The sequence below is a fragment of the Janthinobacterium longum genome (genome assembly GCF_051380735.1).
In the GTDB taxonomy this organism is placed as follows: domain Bacteria; phylum Pseudomonadota; class Gammaproteobacteria; order Burkholderiales; family Burkholderiaceae_D; genus Janthinobacterium.
The window spans coordinates 270,455-281,226 of sequence record NZ_JBNYXQ010000004.1; the positions used below are offsets into that span (position 1 = coordinate 270,455).

Here is a 10,772-nt window from a genome sequence, read left to right on the forward strand (position 1 = left end):
CTTCGGCAACCATGATGGGGCAGCATGACGGAGGCAAGAAAAACGTGCGGGCGATTGATCCTGAGCTGCTTTGCAGCTGGCTGAGCGCCCGCTCGATCGTGCGCGGACTGCCTCTGCCAGTCCCGGATCATGGGGGCTGGCGCGTGGAAACCGGCTCACCCGATGAACTGCGCCGCCATGTCTTTGCCGGTCCCGATCCGGCGATCTCCACATTGGCCAGTACGATCATCTCGCCGCATATCCTGATCAAGATGTGCGGCCCGGGTGAGCAATTGCTGCAGCTGTTGCCGCCGGGCTGGCAACTGCTCCAGGGCAGATTTTTCATGACGCACCAAGGCGGTCTTGCTGTGCAAAGCCTGCCTGCTGGCTACCGCCTTGACGTCGTGACCGCCAACGGCATCACCGAAGCGCGTATTTTGGCGCAGGATGGCGGTATCGCCGCCAGCGGCCATGCCGTGGAATATGGCGGTGTGTTTGTGTTTGACCGTATCGTGACTGAACCTGCACATCAGCGCCGCGGGCTGGGCCGGGCCATTATGGCGGCTCTCGGTGCCAGGCAAGGTTCGGGCAGCGCGCGCCGCGTGCTGGTGGCAACTGAAGATGGGTTGAAATTGTATGCGAGTCTGGGTTGGGAGGTACAATCGCCGTATTCGACGGCAGCGATTGCAGCCTGATCGGGTGTGACGCTGGCAACTTTACCCGCACCCCGCACAAAAACTGCCGGTAGCCCCCCGGCTTTGACGTAAAATTCATCATTTCTCGACGTCACGGACCTGCTGCCCGCGTGAAGCTACTTCAACAACATCGTTTCCTGGTCATTGCCATTGGCGCCTCGCTGCTGGCGCATGGTGCATTGCTGGCGATGCGCTTTGTGGCGCCTGCGCCGCAGCGCGCGGTGGCCACCGATCCCGGCCTGGAAGTGATACTGGTCAATGCCAAGCATGCGGCCCAGCCCTTGAAGGCCGAGGCGCTGGCGCAAGCCAATCTCGACGGTGGTGGGCAGGCCGACAAGGGGCGTGCCAAGTCGCCGTTGCCGGACATGCGCAAGGTGGAAGAGGGTGACAGCGTCAAGGCCAGCGCGCGCCGGATTGCCGAACTGGAACGCAAGCAGCAAGAATTGCTGACCCAGGCGCAGAAACCCACGCCCTACAGCGCCGCGCCGGTGACGGAAAAAGACAAGCCCAACCCGACGGCGACCGGGTCGGATTTGCTGGAGAGCAGCAAGGCGATTGCCCGCATGGCGGCCGAGATCAGCCAGACGGTGGAAGACCAGAACAAGCGTCCGCGCAAGACCTTCATTACGCCCAGCACGCAGGAGGTCGGCTATGCCATGTATTACAAGACCTTGCAAAAGCGCATCGAGGATATCGGCACCTTGAATTTCCCGCAAAAAAATGGCCGCAAGATGTATGGCGAGCTGGTGGTGTATATCCCGATCTTTCAGGACGGCACGATTTACCAGAAGGAAGGCGGCATCCGCGTCGAGAAAAGCTCGGGCAACCCGGCGCTCGATGCGGCGGCGATGGCCATCGTGCGCCGCGCGGCGCCGTTTGGCCGCTTTCCGCCGAACATGCTGTCGAGCGACAAGGACGACCTGTGGATCGTTATCACCCGATTCAAATTTACCCGCGAAGAAAAAATGGAAGCTAACCTGACAGGCGGCAGCAATTGAGTACCGACACCATCCAAACCGACGCTTACTGTGTGTTCGGCAATCCGATTGCCCATAGCAAGTCGCCGATTATTCATGCCGCGTTTGCGCAGCAGACCGGCCAAGCCCTTGTCTATGAACGCCGGCTGGCACCGTTGGACGGTTTTGCGCTGGCGGCGCGCGGCTTTGCGGCCGAAGGCGGCAAGGGCGCCAATGTGACGGTGCCGTTCAAGCTCGACGCCTGCGCGCTGGCGACCGAACTGACGCCGCGCGCGAAAGCGGCCGGTGCGGTCAATACCCTGCGCTTCGACGGCGACGTGATTCTTGGCGATAATACCGATGGCGCCGGCCTGGTGGCCGATATCGTGCGCAATGCGGGCGTAGCCATTCCTGGCAAGCGCGTGCTGCTGCTGGGCGCCGGTGGCGCGGCGCGTGGCGTGATGTTGCCGCTGCTGCAGCAGCAGCCTGGCGAAATCTTTATTGCCAACCGCACCGTGGCCACGGCGGAAAAGCTGGTCGAACAGTTCCACGAGGGCGCGTCGGCCGATTGCACCTTGCGTGCGGGCGGCTTCGAGCAGCCTGATGGCGTGTTCGATATCGTTATCAACGCCACCTCCGCCAGCCTGGCCGGCGACTTGCCGCCGGTGCCGCCGGGCGTGTTTGGCAGCCATACCCTGGCGCTGGACATGATGTATGGCACAGCGCCGACGGTATTCATGGATTTTGCCGCGCAGCATGGCGCGCAGGTGCGCGATGGCCTGGGCATGCTGGTCGAGCAGGCCGCCGAAGCATTTTACGTATGGCGCGGCGTGCGCCCTGAAACGCGGGGCTTGCTGGCGCTGCTGCGCGGTGCCCTGTGAAGGCGGCAAGAAAAGGCGCGCGCAAGGGCGCGTCTTCCAGCCGCTTGGGCTGGATCAAATGGCTGTTTATCGTGCCGGTGCTGGCCTTTATCGTGGTACAGCTGTATTTCTTTTTTCAGATATGGTGGTGGGTCGACCATAATCCGACCAGCACCGCCTTTATGCGCGAGCAGTTGGCCAGCCTGCAGGAAAAGAATCCGCAGGCCGTCATCCAGCAAACCTGGGTGCCGTACGAGCGCATCTCGAACAACCTGAAACGCGCCATCATCGCCTCGGAAGACGCCAATTTTTCCGAGCACGAAGGCATCGACTGGGAGGCCTTGCAAAAAGCCTACGAGAAAAACAGCAAAAAGCAGAAGGTGGTGGCCGGCGGCTCGACCATTACCCAGCAACTGGCGAAAAACCTGTTCCTGTCCGGCTCGCGCAGCTATGTGCGCAAGGGCCAGGAACTGATCATCACCTATATGCTGGAAAGCCTGATGGACAAGCAGCGTATCTTTGAAATCTACCTGAACGTGGTGGAGTTCGGTCGCGGCACCTTTGGCGCCGAAGCGGCGGCGCGCCATTACTACCGCACCAGCGCCGCCAGGCTGAGCGCCAGCCAAGCGGCCAAGCTGGCCGTGATGCTGCCCAATCCGCGGTATTACGACGGCCATCGCGACACCGGCTACCTGAACCGGCGCACCGGCGTGATCCTGCGCCGCATGGGTGCGGCGGAGTTACCCGAGTGACCTGCGTGTTCGAATAGGCAAACATGGCATAAAGACAGCGTTGTATGGATGCTGCGGCGCACTATTTCGGTGAAAAAGGGTGGCGCGGGGGTGGTCGTGAAAAGCCCTTTGCGAGTACACTTGCGCTGTTTTGATTTTTGGCGCCAGCGCCACACCTACCACGATAACCCCACATCCGGCTGAGAGCGCGCATGATCAATGTCTTTGTATTACAGAATGGCCGGCTCAACCAGGTGCCGATCGACAGCCGCGCAGACCTCGAAAATGCCGAACCGGTGTGGGTCGACCTGACCGATCCTACCGATGATGAACGGGCCTGGGTCAAGGCAACCTACAACGTTACCCTGCCGGGCGAAGACGAAGTCAAGGATATCGAGGCGTCGGCCCGCTACTACGAAGCGGAAAACGGCGACCTGCACCTGCGTACCGATTTCTTGCTGGAAGAAGACGACGGCCCCTCGCGCGTCATCACCGTGGCCTTTATCCTGGCCCGAAAAATCCTGTTCTCGATGCATACAGACGACCTGCCCGTATTCCGCCTGGTGCGCATGCGCGCCCGTTCGCGGCCCGGTTCGATCGCCGACTATATGGACGTGCTGCTGGACTTGTACGCCACCGACGCCGAATACTCGGCCGACGTGCTCGAAGGTATTTACCAGAACCTGGAAGAAGTCAGCACGCGCGTGCTGCAAAAGGAATTTACCGACGCCCACGCGGCCGAAGCGCTGAACGCGATTGCCCACGAGGAAGACTTGAATGGCCGTATCCGCCGCAACATGATGGATACGCGCCGTGCTGTCAGCTTTCTGATGCGCGGCCGGCTGCTCAATTCCGAGCAGTTCGAGGAAGCGCGCCAGATTCTGCGCGATATCGAATCGCTGGACGGCCATACCTCGTTCCTGTTCGACAAGATCAACTTCCTGATGGACGCCACTGTCGGTTTCATCAACATCAACCAGAACAAGATCATCAAGATCTTCTCGGTGGCCAGCGTGGCGTTCCTGCCGCCGACCCTGATCGCCAGCGTGTATGGCATGAATTTCAAGTTTTTGCCGGAACTGGAATGGACTTTCGGCTATCCGTGGGCTTGGGGATTGATGATTACCAGCGCGATTGCGCCGTTCCTGTATTTCCGCCATCGGGGCTGGTTGAAGTGAAAAAAGGGCCTTGCGGCCCTTTTTTATTGCGCTGGACGTTTCGGCGCAATACCCGTGTACTGCGCCGACATCAGTTTCCAGTTTGATCCATCCTTGACGGCCACATAGCTGGCGCGCATGGCCATCTGGCGCTGCTGGCCGCCGGCGTTGACCGAGATCGCCAGCTTGCCGATCAGCACGGCTGTGCCGCCTGTCACGCGCACCAGCGGTTCCTCGACCGTGATGATGGGCGTGGCGGTCTTTTTTTCCGGCGCATAGAAGGCCAGCATTTTCTCGCGCGTGTCGACTTCGCCCATCGGCGACACTTCCACGTAATTGTCGGCCGTCAGCGCGGCCAGGGCAGGCACGTCGAAGTTTGTCTGCGCCGCCACGTGCTGGCGCACCAGAGTCAGGACATCGGCCTGGTCGTCCGCCGCCAGTGCCGGCAGCGCGACGATAGCGGACAGCGCAAACGCGGCCACGGTGGAAATCAGGGATAATCGATGGTTCTGCAAGCGGTTGTGCTTCATGGCATGGGTTCCGGTGAGGACTGATTCAAACGATCAGAACAAGCTGAAGTATGCCGGGAATTGAGATTAAAGCAACTGCTTGCGTGTCGAACCACTTATTGGAGCATGCATGCCGGACACCTTGAGCAAGCCATCCCCGTACACCCATCTGATCAGTGACTGCGATGGCGTGCTGATCGACAGCGAGGCCGTGGCGCTGCAGGCGCTGCTCGACCTGCTGGCGCCGCGCCTGCCGGATTTGCCGGCGGGCGTCACGCTGCAAGGCCTGATCGAACCGCGCCTGGGCCTGCGCCTGGTGCCGCTGATGCGCGATATATACGCTGAACTGCGCTTGCCGCAGTTGCCGGAAGAGGAAGCGCTGGCCATTGCCCATACCGTCAACGTCCGTTGCGACGAACATTTGAGCGCCGTGCCCGGCGTGGCGCAGGCGCTGGCCGCCATCGACCTGCCGAAAGCAGTGGCCTCGAACAGCGTCAGCGCGCGCGTGCATGCCGCTTTGACGCGCACCGGCATGGTCGGGCTGTTTGGCGGGCGCTACTTCACGCCCGACCTGGTCGGCCACGCCAAGCCGCATCCTGGCCTGTACCTGGCCGCTGCCGCCGGCTTTGGTGTCCCACCCGCCCAGTGCCTGGTGCTGGAAGACAGCGTGACGGGCGTGACCGCCGCTGCTGCCGCCGGCATGATGGTGCTGGGTTTTATCGGCGGCGGCCATATCGCCGAAGGGCAGGAAGCGCGCTTGAAGGCGGCTGGCGCAGCCCATGTTTTCAGCGACATGGCAGCGCTGCCGGCGCTGGTGGCTGCCATCTGTAACGGCGTGCCGGCCTAGCAGGCCTGACGGCTTGCGCCGGCACTAATGCCCGACATCCTGGTGCAGCCTGTGCATCAGGTTTTGCAGTGCCGGATAGGCATCGCGATACACACCGAACACGCGCTGGTACGTGGCGCTGGCACGGGGCTCGGGCGTACTGCGCGGCACCAGCGTGACCCAGCCCTGCTGCGCCGCTTCGCGCGAAATCAAACCCGTGCCCAGCGCTGCCAACAAGGCCGCGCCCAGCGCCGCTTCGACGTTTTCGGCGATGGTATACACTTGGTAGCCCGTGATGTCGGCAATCATTTGCATCCACAGCGGCGAATGGGCCGCGCCGCCGACGACGATCAGCTTGTCGTCCAGGCTGGCCGCGTCTTTGCTGCCGGCGTCGATATTGTGTTTCAGCGCAAAGCTCACGCCTTCGAGCACGGCGCGGTACAAATGGGCGCGGCCGTGGTACAGGTTCAGGCCCAGGAAGGCGCCGCTGGCTTTTGCGTCCCAGATCGGGCTGCGCTCGCCCATCAGGTAGGGCAGGAACAGCACGCCGTCGGCACCGGCCGGCACCCTGGCGGCATTTTCTTCCATTAACTGGTGCACGTCGGCATAGCCTTGCCGTTTTGCGTCATCGATATCGGCCTGGCAGAAGGCGTCGCGAAACCAGCTGACGGATGCGCCGGCCGTGATCGCGCCACCAAATACATACAGATCGTGCTGGCTGTTGAATACATGCGGCATGCTGACCAGGCCGTGGCTGGCGTCGGCTTGCTGGCGGATGGTGCCCCAGCACATGCTGGTGCCTATCATCGCCACGTGCTGGCCGGCGCGGCTGACGCCCGCCGCCAGGGTGGCGACAGCCGCATCGACGCCGCCGGCGACCACCTTTGTGCCTGGCAGCAGACCCAGTTGTCCGGCCACCTGTGGCAGTAGCGCGCCGACCACCTCGGACGAGTCGACTAGGCGTTCGGGCATCATGCGTGCCGGGATGCCCAGCGCCGCGAGCATTTCGGCGGACCAGCAGCGCGCGGCCATGTCGTACACGCCGCCGATATTGCCGGCCGAACTATGGTCGACCGCCACTTCGCCACACAGCAGGTAATTGATATAGCTGTTTGGTGGCAGCAGGTAGCGCGTGCGTTGCCAGACGGTTGGCAGGTGGTTTTTCAGCCACAGCATCTTGGTATAACCGTAATAGCTGTCGACGCCATTGCTGGTGATGGCATGCAGGCGTTCGAGGTCGATATGCTGGTTGACCCATTCCACTTCGGCAGTGGCGCGGCGGTCCATCCAGATCAGGCAGGGGTGCAGCGGCGCCATGGCCTCGTCGACGGCGATGCCGGAGCCGCCGTACAGGCTGCTGACGCAAATGGCCTTGATCCGTGCCGCTGGCACGCCGCCTTTTGATACCACTTCGCGTATGCAGATAGTGACAGCGTCGTACCATACGGCCGGCCACTGTTCTGCCCACAGCGGTTTGGGTGTATCGACCTGATAGCCGTGCGCATGCTGGGCAATAATGGCGCCCGTGCTGTCCACCAGCAAGGCCTTGGTGCTTTGCGTGCCGATATCGACACCGATGACATAGTCCATGCAGTCTCCTTTTTTATTGCAAGAATATAGCAGGAGAGCGGCAACCATGGGGAGGGCGCCAGCGCGGCGGCCAGGAAGGCCGCCGCGAAAAATCGCTTGAAGCGATTACTTCAATGCGGCAAACACCTTGCGCGCTGCGGCGATGGTGGCATCGATCACGGCGTCATCGTGCTGCGCCGAGACAAAGCCCGCTTCAAACGCCGCCGGCGCGAAGTACACGCCTTCGTCCAGCATGGCGTGGAAGAAGGCGTTAAACTTGCTGCGGTCGCCGGCCATCATTTCGGCGTAGCTGGTCGGTGGCGCGGCGCTGAAATAAATGCCGAACATGCCGCCGATGGCGTCGGCGCAAAATTCCACGCCCGCTTCTTGCGCCGCGCTTGTCAAGCCGTCGGCCAGGCGCTGTGCGGTGGCGCCCAGCTTTTCATAAAAGCCCGGCTGCTGTATCAGTTTCAAGGTCGTCATGCCGGCAGCCACGGCCACCGGATTGCCCGACAGGGTGCCAGCCTGGTAGACGGCGCCCAGCGGCGCCATATGCTGCATCAGCGTTGCGCTGCCGCCAAAGGCCGCCACCGGCATGCCGCCGCCGATCACCTTGCCCAGCGCGGTGAGGTCGGGCTTGATGTTGTACAGCGCCTGCGCGCCGCCCAGCGCCACGCGGAAGCCGCACATGACTTCATCGAAAATCAGCAGCGCGCCGTGCTCGGTGCACAAGTCGCGCATTGCTTGCAGGAATTCTGGCGTGGCTTTCACCAGGTTCATATTGCCAGCCACCGGTTCGACGATCACGCAGGCGATTTCGGCGCCAAAACTGTCGAAGGCGTCTTTCAGCTGCTCGACGTTGTTGTAATCAAGCACCAGGGTGTGCTTGACAAAATCTTCCGGCACGCCGGCCGAAGTCGGGTTGCCGAAGGTGAGCAGGCCACTGCCGGCTTTCACCAGCAGCGAGTCGGCGTGGCCGTGGTAGCAGCCTTCGAACTTGACGATCTTGTCGCGTCCGGTGGCGCCACGCGCCAGGCGCAGCGCGCTCATGGTCGCTTCGGTGCCCGACGAGACCAGGCGCACCTGTTCGATCGACGGCACCAGGCGCGTGATTTCCTCGGCCATCAGGATCTCGCCTTCGGTCGGCGCGCCGAACGACAGGCCCAGCGCGGCCGCGTCCTGCACCGCTTTCACCACTTGCGGGTGAGCGTGGCCGACAATCGCCGGGCCCCACGAGCCGATATAGTCGATATAGCGCTTGCCGTCGGCATCCCAGAAATACGGGCCTTCGGCGCGCGTGATGAAGCGTGGCGTGCCGCCCACCGAGCGGAAGGCGCGTACCGGCGAATTGACGCCGCCCGGCGTGGTTTTCTGGGCGCGGGCGAACAGGGTATCGTTTTGCGAAGTCGTCATGAGGTTGCCTTGTATGGTTTGTGAGGGTAGTCAGGGGTCAGGCGCCGGCCTTGAACAGGCGGTTCGGCACCAGCTTGCCCATGCCGAAGCGCCGCGCATGCGTCAGCGCGCCGGCCGTGTATTCCTGCGCCGCCACCACTGCCTGCTGCACGTCGCTGCCGACATCGCCGCCGCCCTGGTCGAGTGCCAGCAGCGCCGTGGCCGCCGCCGACAGGGTGCTGCCGGCGCCGTTGAAGATGCCGGGCAGGTGGCGCCATACGTCGTGGCGCACCACGCCGTCTTCGCCGAACAGGGTATTGGCGCGCAGCTTGCCTTCGCCGCTGCCGCTCTTGCCGGCGTCAGCCGGCATGCCGGTCACCAGCACGTATTCGCAGCCCAGGGCAACCAGGTAGTCGACATCGTTTTGCAAGGTGTCGGACGGGTCGCTGTCGCGCCAGGTTTCGGCGAGGCGTTCCAGTTCCACCGGCGACAGTACCAGCAGGGTGGTTTGCGGGATCAGCAACTGGCGCACGGCGGTCAGGATGTCTTCGTCGTCCATGCCCTGTTCCGGCAGCGCCGAAATGAAAGGGTCGAGTATCAGCGGCACGTCGGGGTAGTCGGAGACGATTTCGGCGATCGCCGTGACGTTTTCCACGCTGCCCAGCGCGCCGATCTTGATGGCGGCCACTGACATGTCTTCAAGCAGCACGCGAGCCTGGTCGGAGACCCAGTCCGGGTCGACCGCCTGCATGTCTTCGACGCGGGCGGTATCGCTGATCAACAGGCCGGTGGTAACCGACAGGCCATGGCAACCGAACGCTGCAAAAGTGGCCAGGTCGGCCTGGATACCGATCGCGCCGACGGGATCGGACACGCCGAAGCTTAATATGAGAGGAGAAGTTTGGTTTTGCACGGCGGGTAGATTAAGATACCTAATTCAGCATTTTACTTGATTGAAGGGTGGCGGAACGTGAGTAGCAACGAAACAACGCAGCAATTCCAAACATGGATGTGTCTTATTTGCGGCTGGGTTTATGATGAAGCGGCCGGCCTGCCAGACGAAGACATCGCTCCCGGCACGCGTTGGGCCGACGTGCCGATGAACTGGACCTGCCCGGAATGCGGCGCGCGCAAAGATGACTTCGAGATGGTGGCTATTTAAACAATTTTATACGCCAGGCCAGCCATGTGCCAGCATGGCTGCGGCGCAGCAGCTTGTGACGGCCTATGCTATGGTGTGAATAATTGCCGAATGATCAAACTGGACCAGCCGTGAGCAGCCCCGTATCTGACGCCAGCGCCGACGCCAGCGATATCACCATCCTGGTGATCGACGACAGCGCCACCATGCGTACCTGCGTGGCCGGCTACCTGCGCGACGCCGGCTACCGCGTGGTGCTGGCCGAAGACGGCTTCGACGCGCTGGCCAAGCTGGACGACTGCAGGCCGGAACTGGTGGTGTGCGACGTGGTGATGCCGCGCCTTGATGGCTACCGCACTTGCGCCCTGATACGCGCTAGCGCCGGTTTTCGCGCCACGCCGGTGCTGATGCTGTCGGCCAAGGGGGGCTTGTTCGACCTCGCGCGCGGCAGGCAGGTGGGCGCCAGCGCCTGCCTGGCCAAACCGCTGGCGCGCGAGGTGCTGCTGGCGGCCGTACGGCAGCACCTGGTCGCAACGGCGCCGCTGTAGCGCCGTCAGTCGTTTTTAACCACCAATGCAGCAAGGAAGCAGATGTCCATACATACAATTCTGATCGTCGATGATTCGCCGACGGAACGCTACTACCTGAGCGAGATGCTGGTGCGCGCCGGTTATGCGGTATTGACCGCCGAAGATGGCGCCGACGCACTGGCGCAGCTCAAGCAGGCCAGGCCCGACCTGATCCTGATGGACGTGGTGATGCCGGGCGCGAATGGCTTCCAGATCACGCGCGCCATCGCACGCGACCCCGAACTGGCGCATGTGCCGGTGATTATCTGTTCCAGCAAAAGCCAGGAAACCGACCGCATCTGGGGTTTGCGCCAAGGCGCGCGCGACTACCTGGTCAAGCCGGTGGTCGAAGCAGACCTGCTGGCCAAGATCGCGGCACTGTCCTGAC

13 protein-coding genes are annotated in these 10,772 nt (G+C 62.6%); 9 read left to right on the forward strand and 4 right to left on the reverse strand.

The features are described from left to right. The first annotated feature begins 11 nt into the window (after positions 1-11). The 5 genes from ACQ4WM_RS13985 (at position 12) to corA (ending at position 4,399) form a co-directional block, all read left to right on the forward strand. Positions 12-674 (forward strand): GNAT family N-acetyltransferase, encoded by a 663-nt coding sequence (locus ACQ4WM_RS13985; RefSeq protein WP_436547276.1) that lies wholly within the window; start codon positions 12-14, stop codon positions 672-674. A gap of 110 nt (positions 675-784) precedes the next feature. Further along, a complete protein-coding gene (locus ACQ4WM_RS13990; protein WP_436547277.1) occupies positions 785-1,672 on the forward strand; it encodes an energy transducer TonB family protein in 888 nt (295 codons plus the stop codon). Beyond that, positions 1,669-2,511: a shikimate dehydrogenase gene (gene aroE / locus ACQ4WM_RS13995; protein ID WP_436547278.1), complete on the forward strand. Its 843-nt coding sequence runs from the start codon at positions 1,669-1,671 to the stop codon at positions 2,509-2,511. Before ACQ4WM_RS13990 ends, aroE begins: the two co-directional genes overlap by 4 nt. Further along, complete coding sequence (gene mtgA / locus ACQ4WM_RS14000) at positions 2,508-3,242, forward strand: monofunctional biosynthetic peptidoglycan transglycosylase (protein ID WP_436547279.1); 735 nt, start codon at positions 2,508-2,510, stop codon at positions 3,240-3,242. The genes aroE and mtgA overlap by 4 nt, the downstream gene beginning before the upstream one ends. Positions 3,243-3,433: 191 nt before the next feature. Next, complete coding sequence (gene corA / locus ACQ4WM_RS14005; protein ID WP_065309743.1) at positions 3,434-4,399, forward strand: magnesium/cobalt transporter CorA; 966 nt, start codon at positions 3,434-3,436, stop codon at positions 4,397-4,399. A 23-nt stretch (positions 4,400-4,422) separates the two neighbouring features. Here the strand turns inward: corA and ACQ4WM_RS14010 are convergent, their stop codons facing one another. Then, a complete protein-coding gene (locus tag ACQ4WM_RS14010) occupies positions 4,423-4,908 on the reverse strand; it encodes a nuclear transport factor 2 family protein (RefSeq protein ID WP_436547280.1) in 486 nt (161 codons plus the stop codon). Between the two features lie 109 nt (positions 4,909-5,017). Between ACQ4WM_RS14010 and ACQ4WM_RS14015 the strand changes: the two genes are divergently transcribed. Beyond that, complete coding sequence (locus ACQ4WM_RS14015) at positions 5,018-5,734, forward strand: HAD-IA family hydrolase (protein ID WP_436547281.1); 717 nt, start codon at positions 5,018-5,020, stop codon at positions 5,732-5,734. A 24-nt stretch (positions 5,735-5,758) separates the two neighbouring features. On the opposite strand, the gene ACQ4WM_RS14020 is transcribed toward ACQ4WM_RS14015, so the two are convergent. The 3 genes from ACQ4WM_RS14020 to thiD form a co-directional block, all read right to left on the reverse strand. Then, positions 5,759-7,303: an FGGY-family carbohydrate kinase gene (locus ACQ4WM_RS14020; protein ID WP_436547282.1), complete on the reverse strand. Its 1,545-nt coding sequence runs from the start codon at positions 7,301-7,303 to the stop codon at positions 5,759-5,761. A gap of 105 nt (positions 7,304-7,408) precedes the next feature. Further along, entirely contained in the window at positions 7,409-8,695 is a 1,287-nt protein-coding gene (hemL, locus tag ACQ4WM_RS14025; protein ID WP_436547283.1) for a glutamate-1-semialdehyde 2,1-aminomutase, read from the reverse strand. 37 nt (positions 8,696-8,732) lie between these two features. Then, positions 8,733-9,587, reverse strand: coding sequence for a bifunctional hydroxymethylpyrimidine kinase/phosphomethylpyrimidine kinase (gene thiD, locus ACQ4WM_RS14030; protein WP_436547284.1), 855 nt, complete (start codon positions 9,585-9,587; stop codon positions 8,733-8,735). 96 nt (positions 9,588-9,683) lie between these two features. Here thiD and ACQ4WM_RS14035 point away from each other — a divergent pair, with 96 nt between their 5' ends. From ACQ4WM_RS14035 to ACQ4WM_RS14045, 3 genes are all read left to right on the forward strand, one after another. Then, positions 9,684-9,836 (forward strand): rubredoxin, encoded by a 153-nt coding sequence (locus ACQ4WM_RS14035; RefSeq protein WP_038488910.1) that lies wholly within the window; start codon positions 9,684-9,686, stop codon positions 9,834-9,836. 110 nt (positions 9,837-9,946) lie between these two features. After that, positions 9,947-10,363, forward strand: coding sequence for a response regulator (locus ACQ4WM_RS14040; RefSeq protein WP_436547285.1), 417 nt, complete (start codon positions 9,947-9,949; stop codon positions 10,361-10,363). Between the two features lie 42 nt (positions 10,364-10,405). Beyond that, entirely contained in the window at positions 10,406-10,771 is a 366-nt protein-coding gene (locus ACQ4WM_RS14045; RefSeq protein ID WP_436547286.1) for a response regulator, read from the forward strand. Position 10,772 lies beyond the last annotated feature (1 nt).